Origin of the sequence: Pseudomonas sp. UM16 (genome assembly GCF_050312595.1) — a bacterium.
Taxonomy (GTDB): domain Bacteria; phylum Pseudomonadota; class Gammaproteobacteria; order Pseudomonadales; family Pseudomonadaceae; genus Aquipseudomonas.
In genome coordinates this window covers 246,034-268,441 of sequence record NZ_JBNPJT010000005.1, presented here as the reverse complement: position 1 = coordinate 268,441, position 22,408 = coordinate 246,034, and the positions used below count along the sequence as shown (strand labels likewise).

General features: G+C 60.4%; 22 protein-coding genes. 13 read left to right on the top strand and 9 right to left on the bottom strand.

Annotation, left to right across the window (positions count from 1 at the left end):
• Positions 1-9 precede the first annotated feature (9 nt).
• The 3 genes from tauC to tauA are packed head-to-tail and all read right to left on the bottom strand — an operon-like array spanning position 10 to position 2,630.
• A complete protein-coding gene (gene tauC, locus ACQRAX_RS08160) occupies positions 10-849 on the bottom strand; it encodes a taurine ABC transporter permease TauC (protein WP_412038882.1) in 840 nt (279 codons plus the stop codon).
• Positions 846-1,640 (bottom strand): taurine ABC transporter ATP-binding subunit, encoded by a 795-nt coding sequence (gene tauB, locus ACQRAX_RS08155; RefSeq protein WP_412038883.1) that lies wholly within the window; start codon positions 1,638-1,640, stop codon positions 846-848. Before tauB ends, tauC begins: the two co-directional genes overlap by 4 nt.
• A gap of 12 nt (positions 1,641-1,652) precedes the next feature.
• Positions 1,653-2,630, bottom strand: coding sequence for a taurine ABC transporter substrate-binding protein (gene tauA / locus ACQRAX_RS08150; protein ID WP_412038884.1), 978 nt, complete (start codon positions 2,628-2,630; stop codon positions 1,653-1,655).
• A 549-nt stretch (positions 2,631-3,179) separates the two neighbouring features.
• Here tauA and ACQRAX_RS08145 point away from each other — a divergent pair.
• The 8 genes from ACQRAX_RS08145 to ACQRAX_RS08110 all read left to right on the top strand — a co-directional run bounded on the left by ACQRAX_RS08145 (position 3,180) and on the right by ACQRAX_RS08110 (position 10,231).
• On the top strand, positions 3,180-4,526 hold the full coding sequence (locus ACQRAX_RS08145) for an OprD family porin (protein WP_412038885.1): 1,347 nt from the start codon (positions 3,180-3,182) through the stop codon (positions 4,524-4,526).
• Between the two features lie 159 nt (positions 4,527-4,685).
• Positions 4,686-5,324 (top strand): peroxiredoxin, encoded by a 639-nt coding sequence (locus ACQRAX_RS08140; protein WP_412038886.1) that lies wholly within the window; start codon positions 4,686-4,688, stop codon positions 5,322-5,324.
• Positions 5,325-5,524: 200 nt separating this feature from the next.
• Positions 5,525-6,118 carry an NADPH-dependent FMN reductase gene (ssuE, locus tag ACQRAX_RS08135; RefSeq protein ID WP_412038887.1) on the top strand — a complete coding sequence of 198 codons (594 nt, stop codon included), beginning with the start codon at positions 5,525-5,527 and terminating at the stop codon, positions 6,116-6,118.
• A gap of 92 nt (positions 6,119-6,210) precedes the next feature.
• Positions 6,211-7,176 (top strand): sulfonate ABC transporter substrate-binding protein, encoded by a 966-nt coding sequence (locus tag ACQRAX_RS08130; RefSeq protein ID WP_412038888.1) that lies wholly within the window; start codon positions 6,211-6,213, stop codon positions 7,174-7,176.
• 58 nt (positions 7,177-7,234) lie between these two features.
• Positions 7,235-8,383 carry an FMNH2-dependent alkanesulfonate monooxygenase gene (ssuD, locus tag ACQRAX_RS08125; RefSeq protein WP_412038889.1) on the top strand — a complete coding sequence of 383 codons (1,149 nt, stop codon included), beginning with the start codon at positions 7,235-7,237 and terminating at the stop codon, positions 8,381-8,383.
• 10 nt (positions 8,384-8,393) lie between these two features.
• Entirely contained in the window at positions 8,394-9,188 is a 795-nt protein-coding gene (ssuC, locus tag ACQRAX_RS08120; RefSeq protein WP_412038890.1) for an aliphatic sulfonate ABC transporter permease SsuC, read from the top strand.
• Entirely contained in the window at positions 9,185-9,997 is an 813-nt protein-coding gene (ssuB, locus tag ACQRAX_RS08115; protein ID WP_412038891.1) for an aliphatic sulfonates ABC transporter ATP-binding protein, read from the top strand. The genes ssuC and ssuB overlap by 4 nt, the downstream gene beginning before the upstream one ends.
• A gap of 18 nt (positions 9,998-10,015) precedes the next feature.
• On the top strand, positions 10,016-10,231 hold the full coding sequence (locus tag ACQRAX_RS08110; RefSeq protein ID WP_010221227.1) for a TOBE domain-containing protein: 216 nt from the start codon (positions 10,016-10,018) through the stop codon (positions 10,229-10,231).
• 40 nt (positions 10,232-10,271) lie between these two features.
• On the opposite strand, the gene ACQRAX_RS08105 is transcribed toward ACQRAX_RS08110, so the two are convergent.
• The 4 genes from ACQRAX_RS08105 to ACQRAX_RS08090 form a co-directional block, all read right to left on the bottom strand.
• A complete protein-coding gene (locus tag ACQRAX_RS08105; RefSeq protein WP_412038892.1) occupies positions 10,272-10,898 on the bottom strand; it encodes a TetR/AcrR family transcriptional regulator in 627 nt (208 codons plus the stop codon).
• Position 10,899: 1 nt separating this feature from the next.
• Positions 10,900-12,486, bottom strand: coding sequence for a glutamate--cysteine ligase (gene gshA / locus ACQRAX_RS08100; RefSeq protein ID WP_412038893.1), 1,587 nt, complete (start codon positions 12,484-12,486; stop codon positions 10,900-10,902).
• Between the two features lie 153 nt (positions 12,487-12,639).
• A complete protein-coding gene (locus tag ACQRAX_RS08095; protein WP_412038894.1) occupies positions 12,640-13,023 on the bottom strand; it encodes a PaaI family thioesterase in 384 nt (127 codons plus the stop codon).
• Positions 13,023-15,341: a Tex family protein gene (locus tag ACQRAX_RS08090; RefSeq protein ID WP_412038895.1), complete on the bottom strand. Its 2,319-nt coding sequence runs from the start codon at positions 15,339-15,341 to the stop codon at positions 13,023-13,025. The genes ACQRAX_RS08095 and ACQRAX_RS08090 overlap by 1 nt, the downstream gene beginning before the upstream one ends.
• 240 nt (positions 15,342-15,581) lie before the next feature.
• On the opposite strand from ACQRAX_RS08090, the gene ompR reads away from it, so the two are divergent.
• Together ompR and ACQRAX_RS08080 are read left to right on the top strand one after the other, a co-directional pair.
• Complete coding sequence (gene ompR, locus ACQRAX_RS08085) at positions 15,582-16,322, top strand: two-component system response regulator OmpR (RefSeq protein ID WP_038605620.1); 741 nt, start codon at positions 15,582-15,584, stop codon at positions 16,320-16,322.
• A gap of 127 nt (positions 16,323-16,449) precedes the next feature.
• Positions 16,450-17,763: an ATP-binding protein gene (locus ACQRAX_RS08080; RefSeq protein ID WP_412038896.1), complete on the top strand. Its 1,314-nt coding sequence runs from the start codon at positions 16,450-16,452 to the stop codon at positions 17,761-17,763.
• Here the strand turns inward: ACQRAX_RS08080 and rimK are convergent.
• The gene (rimK, locus tag ACQRAX_RS08075) at positions 17,760-18,665 is read right to left on the bottom strand and encodes a 30S ribosomal protein S6--L-glutamate ligase (protein WP_038605625.1); all 906 of its coding nucleotides are present in this window, start codon (positions 18,663-18,665) and stop codon (positions 17,760-17,762) included. The two genes, ACQRAX_RS08080 and rimK, sit on opposite strands and share 4 nt — an antisense overlap.
• Complete coding sequence (locus tag ACQRAX_RS08070; protein WP_412038897.1) at positions 18,662-19,144, bottom strand: ATP-dependent zinc protease family protein; 483 nt, start codon at positions 19,142-19,144, stop codon at positions 18,662-18,664. The genes rimK and ACQRAX_RS08070 overlap by 4 nt, the downstream gene beginning before the upstream one ends.
• Before the next feature lie 141 nt (positions 19,145-19,285).
• Between ACQRAX_RS08070 and ACQRAX_RS08065 the strand changes: the two genes are divergently transcribed.
• The 3 genes from ACQRAX_RS08065 to ACQRAX_RS08055 all read left to right on the top strand — a co-directional run bounded on the left by ACQRAX_RS08065 (position 19,286) and on the right by ACQRAX_RS08055 (position 22,373).
• Positions 19,286-19,687, top strand: a complete 402-nt coding sequence (locus ACQRAX_RS08065; RefSeq protein ID WP_412038898.1) for an RNA-binding S4 domain-containing protein — start codon at positions 19,286-19,288, stop codon at positions 19,685-19,687.
• Between the two features lie 62 nt (positions 19,688-19,749).
• The gene (gene hslO, locus ACQRAX_RS08060; protein ID WP_412038899.1) at positions 19,750-20,652 is read left to right on the top strand and encodes an Hsp33 family molecular chaperone HslO; all 903 of its coding nucleotides are present in this window, start codon (positions 19,750-19,752) and stop codon (positions 20,650-20,652) included.
• A 179-nt stretch (positions 20,653-20,831) separates the two neighbouring features.
• Positions 20,832-22,373: a phosphoenolpyruvate carboxykinase gene (locus ACQRAX_RS08055; RefSeq protein ID WP_412038900.1), complete on the top strand. Its 1,542-nt coding sequence runs from the start codon at positions 20,832-20,834 to the stop codon at positions 22,371-22,373.
• The last annotated feature ends 35 nt before the right edge of the window (positions 22,374-22,408 follow it).

Below are 22,408 nucleotides of genomic sequence, written 5' to 3'. Positions count from 1 at the left end.
GATCAGGTTTCAATGGCTCTGGCCATGCCAGGGCACCCACTTACGCTGCAGGGCACGCAGACCCATTTCCAGGGCGAAGGCAATCAAGGCGATCACCAGGATGCCCAGCACCACCACATCGGTAACCAGAAATTGCGCCGCCGACTGGACCATGAAGCCCAGGCCGCTGGTGGCGGCAATCAGTTCGGCGGCCACCAGGGTCGACCAACCGACGCCCAGGCCGATGCGCACACCGGTGAGGATGTCGGGCAGGGCGCTGGGCAGGATCACATGGCGAATCAGCTGAGCCCGTGACGCACCCAGCGACTGCGCCGCACGTAGCTTGGTCGGGTCGACAGTGCGTACGCCGGTGGCGGTAGCAATGGCAATGGGCGCGAAGATCGCCAGGTAGATCAGCAATACCTTCGACAGCTCGCCGATACCGCACCAGATCACGATCAGCGGCAGGTAGGCCAAGGGAGGGATAGGTCGGTAAAACTCGATCAATGGATCGAGAATGCCGCGGGCAATACGGTTGTGGCCGATGGCGATGCCGATCGGGATCGCGGTGAAAATCGCTGCACCCAGCGCCAGGCCGATACGCCCCAGGCTCGCGCCCAGGTGTTGCCACAGGGTTGACTCCATATAGCCTTGCGTCAGCAGCAACCAGGCCTTGGCCAGTACCGCTTCAGGGGGCGGCAGGAACAGCGGCTCAATCCACTGGGCTGCCGTCACTGCCCACCACAGCAGGAGCAAGGTGAGCAGGGTCAGGCTGCTGATCCAGCGTGTGCTCAGGCTGCGACGGGGCTTGGCAACCGGTGTTGTTGGGGTGCTGCGTTTGGTCGCGACCGATACTTCCAGGCTGCTCATGCGAACTCCTGCCGCACGGCGGCGCTGCGTTGGGAGAACACCCGGCTTAGCACGTGCTCGCGGGTTTCGATAAAGTGAGGGTCGGACTTGATCGCCCGGGCCGGCTCACCCGCGGCGTAGCGCTGGCCGAAATCCAGCTGCAAGCGCTCGACGATCTGCCCTGGATTGGGCGCTAGTAGGATCAGGTCAGTGGCGAGAAACACCGCTTCTTCGATGTCGTGGGTGATCAGGAACACAGGCTTCGCCGTACGTTGCCAGACCTGCAGGAGCAATTCCTGCATTTGCTCGCGGGTAAAGGCATCCAGAGCGCCGAATGGCTCGTCCATCAGCAGTACTCGCGGGTCGGCGGCCAATGCCCGGGCCAGGCCCACGCGTTGTTTCTGACCGCCGGACAACTGCCAGATGCGCCGCTTACCGAAGTCGGCCAGATCCACCAGAGCGAGCATTTCCCGCGCCTTGCGTTCGCGCTCCGGGCGCGCCACACCTGCCAGTTCCAGGCCGAAGGCGACGTTAGCCAGTACATCCTGCCAGGGCAGCAGGGCGTCATCCTGAAACACCACGCCACGTTCGGCACTTGGCCCTTGCACGGTGACTCCATCCAGGGTGATGCGCCCAGCGCTGGGCGCCACGAAGCCGGCAATCAAGTTGAGCAGCGAGGTTTTGCCGCTCCCGGAAGGGCCGAGGGCCACCAGCAGTTGCTGTGGGCCCAGGCTCAGGGTGATGTCGCCCAGCACCGGCTCGGCTGCGCCGGGGTACTGTGCGCTGATGCGCTCCAGTTCAAGCAATGCCATGACGAGCTCCGATCAATTGGCGATGAACTTGGCGCTGACGTAGGGCGCGTAGTCCGGCAGTACCGCGTCGACCTTGCCTTGCTCTTTAAGGAAGGTGGCGGTGTCGGTGATAGCCTGGGTGGTCGGCGCACCGAGCGCAGCGACCTGGTCAGCGGCCAGCGGGAACACGTTGCCTTGCAGCAAGCCGGGGATGTCGCTGGCCTTGGCACCGGAGAGCTTGACCAGCTTGTCGACGTTGCTTTGATTGGCCAGCCAGGCCTGCGGATCTTTGCGGTAGTCGGCGTAGGCATCGAGGGTGACTTTGGCGAAGGCTTTGACGATTTCCGGGTGCTTGGCGGCGAAGTCCTTGCGCACGATCCAGGCGTCGAAGGTCGGTGCGCCTTTGTCGGCCAGCTCTCCAGAAGTAATTAGCACCTTGCCGTTTTCTTTGGCGACACCCAGCGCCGGGTCCCAGACGTAAGTGGCATCAATGTCGCCGCGTTTCCAGGCGGCAATGATCGCCGGTGGTGCCAGGTTGAGAATCTGTACCTTGGCCGGATCGATGTTCCACTGCTTAAGTGCAGCCAGCAGGCTGTAATGACCGGTTGAAACGAACGGCACGGCGATTTTCTTGCCGATCAGGTCTTGGGGCGAATTGATTCCGGCGCCATCACGCGCCACCAGGGCTTCGGCCGCGCCGATTTGAGTGGCGATCAGGAACGTTTCCACGGGCAGCTTGCGGGTCGCAGCTGCGGCCAGAGGGCTGGAACCGAGGTAGCCGATCTGCACATCGCCGGAGGCGACAGCGGTGATTACATCGGCACCACTGTCGAACTTGCGCCAGTCGATGCTGGCCTTGCTGGCTTTTTCGTAGTCGCCGTTGACCTGAGCGACTTTCGCCGGGTCCACGGTGGTCTGGTAGGCCACCGTCAGGTCGGCCGCCTGGGCGAACCAGCTGGCGCCGGTCAGGGTCAGGGCGGCGAACAGGCGCAGCGGAGCATGCAGGGTCATGGGGAACTCCTTGTCAGGCGGTCGGTGGCAAGCAATGGCTGAAAAGCTAAATGATCTAAGAAAAGTAAAATAAATAACTTTTTAGCATTAGCTTAGGAGCCAATCGCTTTAAGCGACCGGACTTGCGCGGCGAGCGGTCGTCTTCTAAACCTGACGACGGTCAATGCCAAGGCCTATAGAAAACGAAAAGATGCGGGCGAGTTACAGAAGGTGGCGGTGGGTAAACGCAATGTTTCACAGCAAAGCGATCTAAAAACCTGCAAGCAAATAGCCTTTAGGAATTTGCGTGTGTGCCGATAACGGCAGCGAAGAAATTTCTGTCCATATTCCGTAATAATCTGAAAAATTACGAAATAAGTCTTTTTGGATTTATAGGATTGTCATTATCCTTGACACCAATGGCTGGCGCATTAGACCAAAGTAGTGAAATGAATCGTTACGATTGACTTGACGGTCACGCTTTGGTGCTAATCGCCAATCGACGTCGAGCGGGACACAAAGATCTCGCCGTAAGCGACACACAAAAATTAGAAATCAGAGGAGCAAAACATGTACAAGTCGACCTTGGCACTCGCCGTGGCCGTAGGGGTTCTGGCCCAGCAGGCGAACGCTGCCGGTTTCGTGGAAGACAGCAAGCTGTCGCTCAGTTCGCGGACCATGTATTTCGATAACGATAACCGTGACGTGAAGCGCGACGCGCGAGGCCGTAACGGCGACAACCGTGAATCTGGTCAGGGTTTCAAACTCGACTACATCTCGGGTTTCACCGAGGGTGTTGTCGGTTTTGGTATTGACGCTCAAGCCCTTTGGGGTATTCATCTGGACGGTGGCAAAGGCCATCACCCGGATAACAGCAGCTTCATCCCAAGCGACACTGATGGTTCGGCTGTAAGCCAGTGGGGTCGTTTTGGTGCTAACGCCAAGGCGCGTTTCTCCAAGACCGAAGCCCACTTTGGTAGTGCTCTGGCGCCTAACCTGCCAATCCTCGTATCAAACGACGGCCGTCTGCTGCCGCAAACGTTTGAAGGTGGCACCATTCAATCGAAAGAAATCGACAGCCTGACTCTCAATGCCGGTCAATTTACCCATGCAATGGGTCGTGCGTCGAGCAACCGTACCGGTTTGTCCGTTGCTGGTGGTACTCAGGACAGCAACAAGTTCCAGTTCGCCGGTGGCGACTGGAAAGTCAGCAAAGACCTGACCCTGCAGTACTACTACTCGAACCTGGAAGACTTCTACAAGCAGCACTTCCTGGGTCTGGTTCATGTCCTGCCGATCGCTGACGACCAGTCGTTCAAGACCGACCTGCGCTACTTCGACAGCAGCTCGGATGGCAAGAACGGCGAGGCTGGCTACCAGTTCAGCAACAACGGTGGTTATGCCAAGAATACTGGCGAGATCGACAACAAGACCTGGAGCGCCATGTTCACCTACACCCTGGGTGGCCATGCGTTCCTGTTGGGTCATCAGCAGATCGGTGATGACGGTGGTTTCGTCTGGCTGAACCAAGGCAGTGTGGTTGACGACAATGGCCGCAACGAAGGTGCCGGCGGTGCAAGCTTTTACCTGTTCACCGATAGCATGATCAACCAGTTTGCCCGTGCTGGTGAGAACACCACATTCGGTCAATACTCCTATGACTTCGCCCGTTTGGGTGTTCCAGGTTTAAAAACCTCGATCTCCTACCTGCGTGGTGATGACATCCGCAATAAAAGTGGTGACGGTTCCTACAACGAATGGGAACGCGATGCTCGCATCGACTACGTCATTCAGGAAGGTACCTTCAAAGGCCTGGGCACCAGCCTGCGTCACGGTGTCTATCGTGGCAGCGGCGAAGCCGGTGCCGACATGGACCAAACCCGCCTGATCTTCAACTACACTTACAGCTTCATGTAAGTCCAGTTGAACCAAGAAGCCTCGCTCTACTGCGAGGCTTTTTTTTATCTACCGATCGATAGCATTAAAAGTTATAAATAAATCAATATTTATTCTTTTTGTTTTAATGCCCTTGCGGGCACAGTGAACCCATAACGAACCCAGCCAAGGAGCCGCACCATGAGCCTCAGACTCGGCGACATCGCCCCCGACTTCGAACAGGAATCCAGCACCGGCAAGATCCGTTTCCATGAATGGTTGGGCGACAGTTGGGGCGTGCTGTTCTCGCACCCGGCCGACTTCACCCCGGTGTGCACTACTGAGCTCGGTTTCACCGCCAAGCTCAAGGAGCAGTTCGCCGAACGAGGGGTCAAGGCCATCGCCTTGTCGGTGGACCCGGTGGACTCCCATCACCGCTGGATCGAAGACATCAACGAAACCCAGAACACCGTCGTCAACTTCCCGATCCTGGCCGATGCCGATCGCAAGGTGTCCGACCTCTACGACCTGATCCATCCCAATGCCAGCGATACCCTGACTGTGCGTTCCTTGTTCGTTATCGACCCGAACAAGAAAATCCGCCTGACCATCACCTATCCGGCCAGCACCGGGCGCAATTTCCACGAGATTTTGCGGGTGATCGACTCGTTGCAGCTGACCGATAACCACAAGGTTGCCACCCCAGCCAACTGGCAGGACGGTGACGAGGTGGTCATCGTGCCGTCGCTCAAAGACGAAGATGAAATCAAGCAACGCTTTCCGAAGGGCTACCGGACGGTCAAGCCATACCTGCGCCTGACCCCGCAGCCGAATCGCTGATCGTTAACCATTGCAGGGATTTTGGGGCCGTTTCGACGGCCCTTTTTTATTTGTTTACGGGGCAATGGCATAGCTCTAAAAAGAATAAACAAATGAAAAAATATGATTTATTGATATATGTGGGTAGCTGTTAAGGTCACCCCATTCCAGCGAGAACTCAACCTCGCGGCCCTCAAGAACACGATCAAGGATGCGCTCCAATGCTGGTTGTTTCTCTCGGTGGTAGTCCCAGTTTGCGTTCACGCTCCGGCGTGCTGCTTGAGCGCAGCCGCCAGTGGTTGCAAGGCCAAGGTGTGGAGGTGGTGACCTTCCAGGTTCGCGACTTTCCTGCCGAAGACTTGCTGCATGCACGCTTCGACAGCCCCAAGGTCCAGCACTTCCTGCAACTGGTGGAGCAGGCTGACGGCTTGATTGTCGCCACCCCGGTGTACAAGGCGTCGTTTGCCGGTGCACTGAAAACCCTGCTCGATCTGCTGCCCGAACGCGCCCTGAGTCATAAGGTGGTGTTGCCGATTGCCACTGGCGGCAGCATCGCTCACATGCTGGCGGTGGATTACGCCCTCAAGCCAGTGCTGTCTGCACTCAAGGCCCAGGAAACCCTGCAAGGGATCTTCGCCGATGACAGCCAGATCGCCTACGGCCAAGGCAGCGCCGCCGCGCAGTTGGCACCCGCGCTGGAGCAGCGCCTGTACGAATCGCTGGAACAGTTTCACAGCGCCCTGGCCCGTCGACCCAAGCCGCTCGCGCCAGGCGTGTTGAACGAACGCCTGCTCAGCGCTCGCTGGAGCATCTGAGGCGCACCACCCGAACCCCTTAATTCCCACCTTACTCGCCCGCCAACGGGCAAGCAGGTGCAGCCTGAATCCAACCGCAAAAGGAGAGCGCTATGCGCACTGTCATTTTGCGTCGTGGTCTGGTCGCTCTGTTTGCTGCGGCTGTGTCCTTCGGCGCTATTACTCAAGCCCAGGCTGAAAGCCTGCGTATCGGTTATCAGAAATACGGCACTCTGGTGCTGCTCAAGGCCAAGGGCTCGCTGGAAAAGCGTCTGGCCGCCCAAGGTGTGCAGGTGCAATGGACAGAGTTCCCGGGTGGCCCGCAGCTGCTTGAAGGCCTGAACGTCGGTTCCATCGACTTCGGTGTCACCGGCGAAACCCCGCCAGTATTTGCCCAGGCTGCCGGCGCTGACTTGCTGTATGTCGCCTATGAACCCCCTGCTCCACACAGCGAAGCGATCCTGGTGCCCCAGGGCTCGCCGATCCAATCGGTCAGTGAACTCAAGGGCAAGAAAATCGCCCTGAACAAGGGCTCTAACGTGCATTACCTGCTGGTGCGCGCCTTGGAAGACGCCGGCCTCAAGTACACCGACATCCAACCGGTGTTCCTGCCGCCCTCCGATGCCCGCGCCGCGTTTGAGCGTGGCAGTGTCGATGCCTGGGTGATCTGGGATCCCTATCAGGCGGCGGCTGAACAGCAGTTGCAGGCGCGCACCCTGCGCGACGGCAAGGGCATCGTCGACAACCACCAGTTCTACCTGGCAACCAAGCCCTACGCGCAAAAGCACCCTGAAGTGATCAGCGCGCTGGTCGAGGAAGTGCGAGCGGTGGGCGAGTGGTCCCAGGCCAACCCGCAGGAGGTCACCGAGCAGGTCGCGCCACTGCTGGGCCTGTCGGCTGACATCACCCTGACCTCGGTCAAGCGCCAGGGCTATGGCGCGCACTTTCTGACCCCGGCAGTGGTCAGCGCCCAACAGAAAATCGCCGACACCTTCCACACGCTCAAGCTGATCCCCAAGCCGTTGAGCATCAAGGATGTGATCTGGACTCCCCCGGCCAAGGTCGCTAGCGCACCTTGACGATTTGCCCGCGCCGGGGCCTTGCCCCGGCTTGCGTTCCCCTTAGGAGACAACGCCGATGAGCCTCAATATTTTCTGGTTTCTTCCCACCCACGGCGACGGCCACTACCTGGGCACCGCTGACGGTGCACGCGCCGTCGATCACGGCTATCTGCAGCAGATCGCCCAGGCGGCTGACCGTTTGGGGTTTGGCGGGGTACTGATCCCCACCGGGCGTTCCTGCGAGGACTCCTGGCTGGTCGCCGCGTCGCTGATTCCAGTGACCCAGCGTTTGAAGTTCCTTGTCGCCCTGCGCCCGGGGATCATCTCGCCAACCGTGGCAGCCCGTCAGGCCGCGACCCTGGATCGGCTCTCGGGCGGCCGTGCGTTGTTCAATCTGGTGACCGGTGGTGATCCGGAAGAGCTATCAGGTGACGGCCTTTTCCTCAGCCACGAAGAGCGCTACCAGGCCTCGGTGGAGTTCACCCGTATCTGGCGGCGCGTGCTGGAAGGCGAAACCGTCGACTACGACGGCCAGCACATCCAGGTCAAAGGCGCCAAGTTGCTTTACCCGCCGGTCCAACAGCCGCGTCCGCCGCTGTACTTTGGCGGTTCCTCGGAAGCGGCCCAGGACTTGGCCGCCGAACAGGTCGAGCTGTACCTGACTTGGGGCGAGCCGCCAGCAGCCGTTGCGCAAAAAATCGAAGAAGTCCGGGCCAAAGCCGCCAAGCAGGGGCGCACGGTACGTTTCGGCATCCGTCTGCATGTGATTGTGCGCGAGACCAACGCTGAGGCCTGGCAGGCTGCCGAGCGACTGATTTCGCACCTGGACGACGACACCATTGCCCGTGCTCAAGCGTCGCTGGCGCGCTTTGACTCGGTGGGCCAGCAACGCATGGCCGCGTTGCACGGCGGCAACCGTGACAACCTGGAAGTCAGCCCCAATCTTTGGGCCGGTGTCGGCCTGGTGCGTGGTGGCGCCGGTACTGCGTTGGTCGGCGATGGGGCAACCGTGGCCGAGCGGGTCAAGGAATACGCCGCCCTGGGTATTGATACCTTCATCTTCTCTGGTTATCCACACCTTGAAGAGTCCTATCGGGTTGCTGAGCTGCTGTTCCCGCACCTGGATGTGCAGCGTCCGGAACTGCCGAAGCGTGCGGGCTACGTGAGTCCATTTGGTGAGATGGTTGCCAACGACATCTTGCCCAAGTCTGCGGCGCAGCGCTGAGGAGCGGGTCATGAGTCGAGCATCCACTCCTTGGCCGCAACGTCTGGCCCCTTGGGCGCTGCCGTTGTTGTTGCTGGCGATCTGGCAATTGGCAGTCAGCGTCGGCTGGCTGTCGACGCGCATCCTGCCGGCCCCGAGCGCGGTGTTCAGCGCCGGTGTCGAACTGGTTCGCAGCGGTGAAATCTGGACCCACTTGGCGATCAGTGGCTGGCGCGCCGCGCTCGGCTTCGTGATCGGTGGCGCAATTGGTTTGGCGCTGGGATTTGTCACCGGCCTGTCGAAGTGGGGCGAACGCCTGCTCGACAGCTCGGTGCAGATGATCCGGAACGTGCCACACCTGGCGCTGATTCCATTGGTGATCCTGTGGTTCGGGATCGATGAGTCGGCAAAGATTTTCCTGGTGGCCCTGGGCACCCTGTTCCCGATTTACCTCAACACCTATCACGGCATTCGCAACGTCGATCCAGCGCTGGTGGAAATGGCCAGCAGTTATGGCCTGTCCGGCTTCGAGCTGTTTCGTCAGGTGATTTTGCCCGGTGCGTTGCCGTCGATCCTGGTCGGCGTGCGTTTTGCTCTGGGCTTTATGTGGCTGACTCTAATCGTGGCCGAAACCATTTCCGCCAACGCCGGCATCGGCTATCTGGCGATGAATGCCCGTGAGTTCCTGCAGACCGACGTGGTGGTGCTGGCGATTGTTCTGTATGCGGTGCTCGGCAAGCTTGCCGATCTCGCGGCGCGAGGCCTGGAACGGGTCTGGCTGCGCTGGCATCCGGCTTATCAACCGACCCGGGGAGAGGGCGCATGACCATCCTCAAAGAAGCACCCGCGCGGCTACTGCGCGGTATACCGCTGGCGGCGAACAACCTGCAAAAAACCTTTGGGCAGCGCCAGGTATTGCGAGACATCGACCTGCATGTTCCGGCCGGGCAATTCGTCGCCATCGTTGGCCGTAGCGGCTGCGGCAAGAGCACTCTGCTGCGCTTGCTCGCGGGCCTCGACCAATCCAGCGGCGGTGAGCTGTTGGCGGGTTCCGCGCCCTTGAGTGACGCGCGTGAAGACACCCGACTGATGTTCCAGGAGTCGCGCTTGCTGCCCTGGAAAAAGGTCATCGACAACGTTGGCCTTGGCCTGTCCGGCAACTGGCGAGCCCAGGCGCTGCAAGCCCTGGAGGCGGTCGGCCTGGCCGAACGCGCCAATGAGTGGCCCGCGGCGTTGTCTGGCGGGCAGAAGCAGCGTGTAGCCCTGGCTCGTGCGCTAATCCACCAGCCGCGTCTGTTGCTGCTTGATGAGCCGCTGGGCGCGCTGGATGCCTTGACCCGTATCGAGATGCAACAACTGATCGAGCGGTTATGGCGCGAGCATGGCTTTACCGTGTTGTTGGTCACCCACGATGTCAGCGAGGCGGTTGCGGTTGCTGACCGGGTGATCCTCATCGAGGACGGAGAAGTCGGGCTGGACCTGACCGTCGAGCTGCCGCGACCCCGTGTACGAGGCTCACATCGCCTCGCCGCGCTGGAAAGCGAAGTTCTCAACCGTGTGCTCTCGGTGCCGGCCGCACCGCCGGAGCCGGAACCCGTAGCACCTTTGCCAACGCAGCTGCGTTGGGCTCTCTAACCTGAAGGAAGCAAGCAGATGACTATCAAAGCGATCAACGTACGTAACCAGTTCAAAGGCACTGTGAAAGAAATTCTCGAAGGGCCCGTACTGTCGGAAATCGACGTGCAGACGGCTTCGGGCATTGTCACTTCGGTGATCACCACCCGCTCGGTACGCGAGTTGGAGCTGACCATTGGCAGTGAGGTGATTGCCTTTGTGAAGTCCACTGAAGTGTCGATTGCCAAGCTCTGAGTGGACACTGGGGGCGCCGACATTGCCAGCGATGAGACTCTTAGCGCTTAGGCAGAAAAGGCGGCAGGTACAAACCCAGATACGCATCAAACACGCGCATGCCTTCCTCAGCCATGCGCGGCGTAATCTGCCCATGCAACTGCACTGAGCGGGCATAGACCCGATCACCCAGCTCCATGGCCAGGGCAAACACATCGACATCGTCTGGTAGCACCGGCAACTGGAAGTGCTCAGCGAACAGCTTGTGCATCTGCTCGCCCAGTTCGAGGTCGTGCTGACGGTCGGCCTGGGTCACTTCGCTCAGGCCATGCTGGGCGAGGATCAACTGTCGGGCTGCGGCATCCTCGTTGTAGATGCTCAGCATGCGCAGTTCCACCAGGCGCGAGAGGTCGTGCCAGGTGTTCAGTGTCGTTGCTTCAACCGGTGCCGCCAGGCACGCGCGGAAGGCGCCATGCACGTCGGCGGTCAGGGCTTCGAGCAGCGCCGGGACACTGGCGAAAAAGTGATACACCGATGACGGCGGGATCTGCGCCCGCTCGGCCACGCTGTAAATCGACAGGCTGGCCACGCCTTCGCTGGCCAGCAGGGTTCGCGCCGCCTCGAGGATCGAATCGATCCGCGCCTGGCTACGGGCGCGGGGTTTGCGCGGGGTGACGGTCCGGGTCATGTCAGTTGCTGATCGCCAGGATGCTGGCCTGGTAAGCACTGACGAACAGATCGAAGTCGACCTTGCTCTCTTCACGCTCAAGCTTGGCCTGCGCCTCCAGGGACTCACGTGCTGCCGCTTCGAAACGCTGCTGCTGGTCGGCTGGCAGCGCCTGGGCGCGGAAGAACTCGGCATGTGCCTGGCTCTGACGCAAGGCAAAGCGGCTGAAGCTTTCCTTGCGCTCGGTCATGCTCGCCAGCACTTGCGCCGATGGCGTCAGGGACGGGTCGCTGACCTTGGCCCTCTGCAGTTCAAGGGATTTACCGTGCTCGTCACTGTCCTGGCTGCGGTCAAGCAGGGCAGCCAGCGGCGCAATGCGCTCGAGCAGCTCATTGGCCCATTCCTTGAGCTCCACCGGCTTGCCATGGCGTTCTAGCATCAAGCCTGGGCGACGGCCCTGTTTGACCACGCTGAGGAAGTTGTCCGTGCAATTGCCGCACTCCAGGGTACCCAGCAGTGGGCTGCTATCCAGGGCGCAGAACAGCAGGAAGGCATCAAGGAAGCGCGATTCAGGCAAGTCGATGCCGGTCGGCAGGAACGGGTTGATGTCCAGGCAGCGCACTTCGACGTACTGGATACCGCGGGCCATCAGCGCCTGGATTGGTCGCTCGCCGCTGTAGGTCACGCGCTTGGGACGGATGTTGGAGTAGTACTCGTTTTCGATCTGGAGGATGTTGGTGTTCAGTTGCACCCACTCGCCATCTTTGTGCGTACCGATTTCCACATAGGGTGCGTACGGGGTGGCGACGGCCTTGCGCAGGCTGTCGGTGTAGCTGTTCAGATCGTTGTAGCAGGGCGTCAGGCCGGCCTGGGCGTTGCTCTGGTAGCCCAAGTCGCTCATGCGCAGGCTGGTGGCATAGGGCAGGTAGAGCGTATCGGCATCGAACTGTTCGAGCTGATGGGCGCGGCCACGCAGGAAGCCGGCATCCAGCGCCGGCGAGGCGCCGAACAAGTACATCAGCAACCAGCTGTAGCGGCGGAAGTTGCGGATCAGGGCGATGTAGGCCGCCGACTGATAATCGCGGTCATTCAGGTTGCTGCCTTCAGCGTCACGCAGCAGCGGCCAGAGTTTTTCCGGCAGCGAGAAATTGTAGTGAATCCCGGCGATGCACTGCATGGTGCGGCCGTAACGCAGGGCCAGGCCCTTGCGGTAAACATACTTGAGCTGACCGATGTTGGAGCTGCCATACCAGGCGATCGGAATGTCTTCCTCGGCTGGTAATGGGCAAGGCATCGATGGGCTCCACAGGTACTCCGTGCCCAACTGGGTGTAGGCGAAACGGTGGATGTTTTCCAGGCTTTCGAGGGTCTGCGCAGGGTCGGCCAGGGCTGGAGTAATGAACTCCAGCAGCGACTCCGAATAGTCGGTGGTGATCTGCTCGTGGGTCAACGCCGCGCCGAGAGCTTCGGGGTGCGGGGTTTGTGCCAGGCGACCTTCCTCGGTCACACGCAAGCATTCGCGCTCGATGCCGTGCAGGCACTGCTTGAGCAGGGAGAGGTTGTCGCCTTGGCCGAGCAAGCTCAGGCGGCGGTTGAGAAGTTCGCTCAAGATGGATTCCTTCACGCGTCAGTCGCCCCAATATGGGGGTGGGTATGACGGTCTACAAGGGTGGACAGAGGAACTGGCGTTGTCGCCTGGTGTTGGCCGGCTTTCGGCAGCGCCTGCGCTCTGCCGAAAGTATCGCAATTTGGCCGCTCGCCGCTAGAGGACGACGAAGGTTCCCTGCGCTTTGGCCACCAGCTTGTCGCCCTGAAGCACCTCGGCGTCGACCACCAGGGTGCGTCGCCCGGCGTGCAGTACCCGGGCAATGCAGCGCACTTCACCTTCGCTGACCGCGCGCAGGTAGTTGATCTTGCATTCCAGGGTGACGCTTTGCTGGTCGAAGCCATGGGAACTGGAACAAGCCAGGCCCATGGCGGTATCGACCAGGCTGAAGATCGCCCCGCCATGCAGCTTGGCACCGCGGTTACGCAAATGTGGCTCCAGGGCCAGGGTCATTTCTGCAACACCGGCTTCCAGGCGTTGCAGGCGGCAGCCAAGCAACTGGCTGAAGGCGCTGAGGACGACCTCTTGCGGGGCTTCCATCACTTTTTCTTCAGCTGTTTGGCATTGGCGAACAGAGCGGCCATAGCGTTGTTGGCCGGTGCCGGGGTTTCCTTGGCGCGAGCCGGGGCACTCTGCTGACGCGGTGCCGAACCTGGTCGGCTGCCACGGGCGCCATCGATCTTCTCGCCTGGGGTATCGCTCATGCGCATCGACAAGCCAACACGTTTACGCGGAATGTCGATTTCCATGACCTTGACCTTGACCACGTCGCCGGCCTTGACCGCTTCACGCGGGTCTTTGATGAACTTCTCCGACAGTGCCGAGATGTGCACCAGGCCGTCCTGGTGCACGCCGATATCGACGAAGGCACCGAAGTTGGTGACGTTGGTTACCACGCCTTCGAGAATCATGCCGAGTTGCAAGTCCTTGAGGTCCTCGACGCCTTCCTGGAATTCAGCGGTCTTGAACTCGGGGCGCGGGTCGCGGCCGGGCTTGTCCAGTTCCTGGAGGATGTCAGTGACGGTCGGCAGGCCGAAGGTCTCGTCGGTGAATTTTTTCGGGTCCAGGCGCTTGAGGAAACCACTGTCGCCGATCAGTGAACGGATGTCGCGGTCGGTTTCAGCAGCGATGCGCTGTACCAGTGGGTAGGCCTCAGGGTGCACCGCCGAAGCGTCGAGCGGGTTGTCGCCGTTCATTACCCGTAGGAAGCCGGCAGCTTGTTCGAAGGTTTTTTCGCCAAGGCGGCTGACCTTTTTCAACGCTGCACGGGTCTTGAAGGCGCCGTTGGCGTCGCGGTGGCTGACAATGTTCTGCGCCAGGGTGCTGTTGAGGCCGGAAATGCGTGCCAGCAGCGCTACCGAGGCGGTGTTGACGTCGACGCCGACGGCGTTCACGCAGTCCTCGACCACGGCGTCCAGGCCGCGCGCCAGCTTGAGCTGGGAAACGTCATGCTGATATTGGCCGACACCGATGGATTTCGGATCGATCTTCACCAGTTCGGCCAGCGGGTCCTGCAGGCGACGAGCGATGGACACCGCGCCACGGATCGATACGTCCAGATCAGGGAATTCACGGGCCGCCAATTCCGACGCCGAGTACACCGAAGCACCGGCTTCGGAGACCATTATCTTGGTCATTTTCAGTGCTGGGTATTTTTTGATCAGTTCAGCAGCCAGCTTGTCGGTTTCGCGGCTGGCGGTACCGTTGCCGATGGCGATTAGCTCGACTGAGTGCTTGGCGCACAGCGCGGCGAGCACCGCGATGGTCTGGTCCCACTGATTTTTCGGTACGTGCGGGTAAACGGTGGCGGTGTCCAGCAGCTTGCCGGTGGCATCGACCACCGCCACCTTGCAGCCGGTACGCAGGCCCGGGTCAAGGCCCAGCGTTGTGCGCGGGCCAGCCGGCGCGGCCAGCAGCAGGTCGTGCAGGTTGTGGGCGAAGACGTTGATGGCCTCGCCTTCGGCGTTGTCACGCAGTTCGCCGAACAAATCGGTTTCCAGGTGGCTGTAGAGTTTCACCTTCCAGGTCCAGCGCACCACCTCGGCCAGCCATTTGTCGGCAGGGCGGTTCTGGTTTTGCAGACCGAAACGTTCGGTAATCATCATTTCGCACGGGTGCAGGGTGCCCGGCAGTTCTTCACCGACTTTCAACGACGCGGCCAGTATGCCTTCGTTGCGGCCACGAAAAATTGCCAGGGCACGGTGCGACGGCACGCTCTTGAGCAGCTCATCGTGTTCGAAGTAGTCGCGGAACTTGGCGCCTTCCTCTTCCTTGCCAGCCACCAGGCGAGCGCTAAGTACCGCTTCCTGCTTGAGGAAACTGCGCAGTTTGTCGAGTAGGCTGGCGTCTTCGGCGAAGCGCTCCATGAGGATGTACTTGGCGCCTTCAAGGGCGGCCTTGACGTCTGCCACGCCTTTTTCGGCATCGACAAAACGTGCGGCTTCAGCTTCCGGGCTCAGCTGTGGGTCGTTCAACAGACTGTCAGCCAGCTCACCGAGACCGGCCTCCAGGGCGATTTGGCCCTTGGTGCGGCGCTTTTGCTTGTACGGCAGATAGAGATCTTCAAGGCGCGTTTTGGTGTCGGCCAGTTTGATCTCGCGAGCCAGCTCCGGCGTCAGCTTGCCTTGCTCTTCAATGCTGGCAAGGATGCTTGCACGGCGGTCGTCCAGCTCGCGCAGGTAGCGCAAACGCTCTTCCAGATGGCGCAGTTGGGTGTCATCCAGGCTGCCGGTCACCTCTTTACGGTAACGGGCGATAAAAGGCACCGTCGAGCCTTCATCAAGCAGAGCTACGGCCGCTTCGACCTGTTGCGGGCGGACACCGAGTTCCTCGGCGATGCGGCTGTTGATGCTGTCCATAAAACCACCTGACAAATTGTGAAAACAAAGGCCGCGGGCGGGCGCCATGGGGCGCTTGGATCAATGCGGCACTGGCTGAAAGCGGCGCATTATACCCAGCGCGCCGGGCTTGCGGTGATAGCAGCACGCCAGCCCCTGGCCAGGCAGAACTGGCGCACAGGGAAAAATCTGCTAACAATGCACACGGCACGGTCACTGGTGGCTAAGCCATAATGCCTGCCGAGATTAGAGGAGCTACCTATGAGCAGCACTGCACAAACCGCCGAAGGCGAAAAAATTCTCATCGTCGACGATGACCCGGGCTTGAGCAGCCTGCTGGAGCGATTCTTTACCAGCAAGGGCTACCGCGCCCGTGCTGTACCCAACACCGAGCAGATGGATCGCTTGTTGGCCCGTGAGGTGTTCAACCTGGTGGTCCTCGACCTGATGCTACCCGGCGAGGATGGCCTGACCGCTTGTCGCCGGTTGCGCGCCGCGAACAACCAGATCCCGATCATCATGCTCACCGCCAAGGGTGACGAGCTGAGCCGTATCAAAGGCCTGGAGCTCGGTGCTGACGATTACCTGGCCAAACCGTTCAACCCCGACGAGTTGATGGCCCGGGTCAAAGCGGTGTTGCGCCGCCAGGCGCCAGCGGTACCGGGTGCGCCGGGCAGTGAAGACGAGACCGTCACTTTCGGTGACTATGAGTTGTCGCTGGCCACCCGTGAGCTCAAGCGCGGTGAAGAAGTGCACATGCTCACCACGGGTGAGTTCGCCGTACTCAAGGCGCTGGTCATGCACGCCCGCGAACCGTTGACTCGCGACAAGCTGATGAACCTTGCCCGCGGTCGTGAATGGGATGCGCTGGAGCGTTCCATCGACGTTCAGATTTCCCGCCTGCGGCGCATGATTGAGCCCGATCCTTCGAAGCCGCGCTATATCCAGACTGTCTGGGGTGTTGGCTACGTGTTTGTGCCGGATGGCAATGCTGGCAAGTGATGTATCGATTGTAGGAGCCAGTCACTGCAAGCAGGGTGGACCTTCGGGTTGCCCTGTTTTTGCGTGTGCCGAGATCCGCAAAGCCTGCGAGCCATGCTCGCTCCTGCAAAGTGTGTAGCCGTTGTCGATGAAAACGCCCCTGTGGTTCCCGCAAAGCTTCTTCGCCCGCACCCTTTGGCTGGTGCTGATCGTCGTGCTGTTCTCAAAAGCTCTGACCCTGGTCTACCTGCTGATGAACGAGGACGTGCTGGTCGACCGCCAGTACAGTCACGGTGTCGCCCTGACCCTGCGTGCCTATTGGGCGGCTGACGAGTCTAACCGCGACAAGATTGCCGAGGCCGCCGGGTTGATTCGTGTGGTTGGCTCCGGTGTGCCTGAAGGCGAGCAGCATTGGCCTTACAGCGAGATCTACCAGCGTCAGATGCAAGCCGAACTTGGCGCCGACACTGAAGTTCGCCTGCGCATTCATGCGCCACCAGCATTATGGGTGAGGGCGCCAAGCCTGGGTGATGGCTGGTTGAAGGTGCCGCTGTATCCGCACCCATTGCGTGGGCAGAAAATCTGGAGTGTATTGGGTTGGTTCCTGGCCATCGGCCTGTTGTCCACGGCGTCTGCGTGGATCTTTGTCCGTCAACTCAACCAGCCGCTCAAACGCCTGGTTTTCGCCGCCAGGCAGTTGGGCCAGGGGCGCAGTGTCAGGTTGCCGGTCAGCGATACGCCGAGCGAAATGACCGAGGTCTACCGGGCCTTCAACCAGATGGCCGAAGACGTCGAGCAGGCTGGGCGCGAACGTGAGCTGATGCTCGCAGGTGTCTCCCATGACTTGCGCACGCCGTTGACTCGTTTGCGTCTGTCGCTGTCGTTGCTGGCCAACGAGAGTGACCTGACCGATGACATGGTGCGTGATATCGAAGACATGGACGCCATTCTCGACCAGTTCCTCGCTTTCATTCGTGACGGGCGGGATGAGCCAGTGGAAGAGGTCGACCTCAGTGATCTGGTGCGCGAGGTGGTGGCACCGTTCAATCAGCCAGAAGAGCGGGTACGTCTGTGTCTAGAGCCGATTCCACCGTTTCCGCTGCGCAGGGTATCGCTCAAGCGCTTGCTCAACAACCTGATTGGCAACGCCCTATATCACGCCGGCAAGGGCGTGGAAGTGGCAGCGTATGTCTCAGGCGACAGCAACGCCCCTTACGTGGTGCTCAGCGTGCTGGACCGGGGGGCGGGCATCGATCCGAACGAGTTGGAAGTGATCTTCAACCCGTTCATTCGTGGCGACCGTGCCCGCAGTGGCAAGGGCACGGGGCTGGGGCTGGCGATCGTCAAGCGGATCGCTGCCCAGCATGGCGGCAATGTCGAGCTGCGCAATCGCTCCGGCGGTGGGCTGGAAGCCCGGGTGCGTCTGCCGCTGGGGCTGTTGCTGCCGCGCGACGCGGTCTAGCCTTTACCTTTGGTGCGGGTCAGATTTGGCCCGCCGTTCTTCTCCAGATGCTCGATGATCATCCCGGCAACGTCCTTGGCGGTGGTGACCTCAATGCCTTCCAGCCCAGGTGAGGAGTTCACCTCCATCACCAACGGGCCGTGATTCGAACGCAGGATATCCACGCCGGCGACGCTCAAGCCCATGACCTTGGCTGCACGGATCGCGGTCATGCGCTCCTCCGGGGTGATCTTGATCAGGCTGGCGCTGCCGCCACGATGCAGGTTGGAGCGGAACTCTCCGGGCTTGGCCTGGCGCTTCATCGAGGCAATCACCTTGTCGCCGACCACAAAGCAGCGAATGTCGGCGCCTCCGGCTTCCTTGATGTATTCCTGGACCATGATGTTCTGCTTCAGGCCCATGAATGCCTCGATCACCGACTCGGCAGCCTTGGTGGTTTCGCACAGGACCACACCGATGCCCTGGGTGCCTTCGAGCACCTTGATCACCAGCGGCGCACCGTTGACCATCTGGATCAGGTCGGGGATATCGTCGGGTGAGTGGGCAAAGCCAGTGACCGGCAGGCCGATGCCACGGCGTGACAGCAGTTGCAGCGAACGCAGTTTGTCCCGCGAGCGGGCGATGGCCACCGACTCGTTCAACGGGAACACGCCCATCATCTCGAATTGACGCAGTACTGCGCAGCCATAGAACGTCACCGAGGCACCGATGCGCGGAATGACTGCATCAAAGCCTTCGAGGGGCTTGCCGCGGTAGTGGATCTGCGGCTTGTGGCTGGCAATGTTCATATAGGCGCGCAGGGTATCGATCACAACCATCTCATGGCCTCGTGCAGTACCGGCTTCAACCAGACGACGAGTGGAATACAGACGCGGGTTACGCGACAGCACGGCGATCTTCATGCAACACCTGTGGAAGGAGAAATAGTGGCCGGAAATGCCGGCTTGTCCTGAACGTACTTGAGGCCCGGATTGACCACCAATTGGCCATGGATCAGGGCTTTGGAACCTAGCAACAGGCGATAACGCATGGCCTTGCGACAGGCCAGGGTGAACTCCACCTCCCAAACCCGATCCCCGAGTGCCAGAGGCGTGCGGATCACATAGCGGGTCTGGGCGTGGCCATTGGAGCTCTTGATGGTTTTCATCGTCACCAACGGCGCTTCACAGCGGCGGTGACGCAGTTGCACGACCGAGCCCAGATGCGCGTTGAAGCGTACCCAGGCCTCGCCATTGCGCTCAAAGGTCTCGACCTCGGTAGCGTGCAGGCTGGAGGTGCTGGCGCCGGTGTCGATCTTGGCGCGCAGGCCCGCCACCCCGAGGTCGGGCAAGGCTACCCACTCGCGCAGGCCGATCACAGTCAAATGGTCAAATGTCTTCAAATTGCTCAACCAGCGTAGAAAGTCGCAAAGCCAGACTCGGCAGGCGCGACAGGTCGGTGAACTGTAAGCACGCTGCGGTTTTTTTGCATCCGCCAGTTACGGTAGTACAGTTCTGTTTACGAAATTAAGCGGGGAAATGTCATGGCACAAAAGTCGGAAGAGGACGATAAGGTCCGCCTGGACAAATGGCTATGGGCGGCACGTTTCTACAAGACCCGGGCGCTGGCCAAGGCCGCCATCGAAAGTGGCAAGGTGCACTGTCGCGGTGATCGATGCAAGCCGGGCAAAGAGCCACGGGTCGGCGACGAGTTTGTCTTGCGCACAGGCTTTGACGAGCGCACGGTGGTGGTCAAGGCCCTGTCAGTGGTGCGTCGTGGTGCGCCTGAGGCCCAGGCGCTGTATGAGGAAACCGCCGAGAGTATTGACCGGCGCGAGAAGGCAGCCGCCATGCGCAAGGCTGGCGCACTGGGCGTGACGACCGATGGTCGGCCGACCAAGAAACAACGGCGCCAGCTCCACCAGCTTCACGACAGCGCCGGTTAACGGGCGCGGAGCGCACTGATAAACTAGGTGCCATTAATTCATTTACGCGAATACCCGAACCCATGCCTGAATTGCCGGATACCGATTACACCCAACGCTTCATCTTCGACGACCGCGATGTGCGCGGCGAAATGGTCGGGCTGGAGCGTAGCTATGCTGAAGTGCTGGCCAAGCATCCTTACCCGCTGCCTGTCGCGCAATTGCTCGGCGAACTGATGGCGGCTGCCGCGCTGCTGGTCGGCACCCTGAAGTTCGATGGCCTGTTGATCCTTCAGGCGCAGTCGAGCGGGCCGGTGCCCCTGCTGGCCATCGAATGCACCAGCGAGCACGAAATTCGCGGCCTGGCACGCTATGTAGCCGAGCAGATCGAGGATGATGCAACGCTTGCCGATCTGATGCCTGGCGGGCATCTGGTCCTGACCATCATTCCGGTCAACGGTCAGCGCTACCAGGGTACGGTGGAGCTGGACGGCAAGGACCTGTCGGAATGCTTCACCAACTATTTCGTCATGTCTCAGCAGATCAACACCTGTATTTCCCTCACCGCCGACGGCCAGCGCGCCCGTGGCCTGCTGGTGCAGCAGTTACCTGCCGATCGCCACAAGGATATCGAGGAGCGTGAAGAAAGCTGGAACCATGTGAAAGCTCTGGCCAATACGGTGAAAGCCGAGGAACTGCTTGGTCTGGACAACGACACCATGCTGCATCGCCTGTATCACGAGGATGCGGTGCGCCTGTTCGATATCCAGCCGTTGCATTTCCGCTGCAGCTGCTCGCGAGAGCGCTCCGGCAACGCGTTGGTCAGCCTCGGTAAGCATGACGCGTTGGAACTGGTTAACGAACATGCCGGCAAGATCGAGATCGACTGCCAGTTCTGCAACCAGCGCTATCAATTCGATGCCGCCGATATCGAGCAATTGTTCGCCGGTGGCGGTGTAGACACGCCGTCAGATACTCGTCACTAAAACGTTTCAGCTAAGGTAAATCTCCTGTCTAACGCCGGAAACTCGCCGTTCTGACAGGAGGACCCTACTTTTTTTGGGCGTTTCTGGCATAATCCGGCCACTTTTTTCGCTGTAGTAGTTTTCAAAGCTCTACTACAAAACGTTTGGAGCACTCGGCCGCAGGCCGGATGGGGAATCTCATGACGCAAGCCAACAACACCGTGTACACCGACCTGAGCGTCGATGAGCTGGTAAAAGAAGCGCTGAACCGCGGTGAAGGCGAGCTGGCCGATACTGGCGCGCTGGTTGTGAAAACTGGTCATCGTACCGGTCGTTCGCCGGTCGACCGTTTCATCGTCGAAGAGCCGTCCACGCAGGACGCCATCGCCTGGGGCCCGATCAACCGCAAGTTCCCGGCCGACAAGTTCGATGCCCTGTGGGACCGCGTTGAGGCCTTTAATAACGCCCAAGAGCATTTCGTTTCGCACGTTCACGTAGGCGCCGCTTCCGAGCACTACCTGGCCGTCAAAATGACCACCCAGACCGCCTGGCAGAACCTGTTCGGCCGTTGCCTGTTCATCAACCCGGCCCAGTACAATCCTGCTGGCCGTGATGAGTGGCAGGTTCTCAACGTTGCCAACTTCGAGTGCGTGCCTGAGCGTGACGGCACTAACTCCGACGGTTGCGTGATCCTCAACTTCGCCCAGAAGAAAGTGCTGATCGCTGGCATGCGTTACGCCGGCGAAATGAAGAAAGCCATGTTCTCGGTGCAGAACTTCCTGCTGCCGGCCGCTGACGTGCTGCCAATGCACTGTGCCGCTAACATTGGCGAAGCGGGCGACGTCACCCTGTTCTTCGGCCTGTCCGGCACTGGCAAGACCACCCTGTCCGCCGACGAAAGCCGTTACCTGATCGGTGACGACGAGCACGGCTGGGGCGAAGGCGTGGTGTTCAACATCGAAGGCGGTTGCTATGCCAAGTGCATCGACCTGTCGGAGAAGAACGAGCCGGTCATCTGGAAAGCCATCAAGCACGGCGCGGTACTGGAAAACGTCGTGATCGATGACGCCAAGCACGCCGACTACGCTGACGTCAGCCTGACCCAGAACAGCCGCGCAGCTTACCCGCTGGAGCACGTTGCCAAGCGTTCGGAACAGAACCTCGGTGGCGAGCCTAACGCGGTTATCTTCCTGACCTGCGACCTGACCGGCGTGCTGCCGCCAGTGTCGATTCTCAACGAAGAACAAGCGGCTTATCACTTCCTGTCAGGTTACACCGCACTGGTGGGCTCGACCGAAATGGGTTCGGGTAGCGGCATCAAGTCGACCTTCTCCACCTGCTTCGGCGCACCGTTCTTCCCGCGTCCTGCTGGTGAATACGCAGAGCTGCTGATCAAGCGTATCCGCGGCTTCGGCTCCAAGGTCTACCTGGTCAACACCGGCTGGACCGGTGGCGGCTACGGCGTTGGCAAGCGTTTCAACATTCCGACCACCCGTGCAGTGATCGCAGCGATCCAGAGCGGCGCACTGGTCGGTGCCGAGACCGAGCACCTGGACATCATCAACCTGGACGTGCCAAAAGTCGTTCCTGGCGTTGATACTGTCCTGCTCAACCCGCGCAACACCTGGTCTGACCAAGCCGCCTACGATGAAGCAGCGAAGGCCTTGGCCAATCTGTTCATCGACAACTTCAAGAAGTTTGAAGTGTCCGACGCCATCAAGGCCGCTGGTCCACAGCTGTAAGCTGAAACCGGTGTGAAACAGAAAAAGCCGCCCTC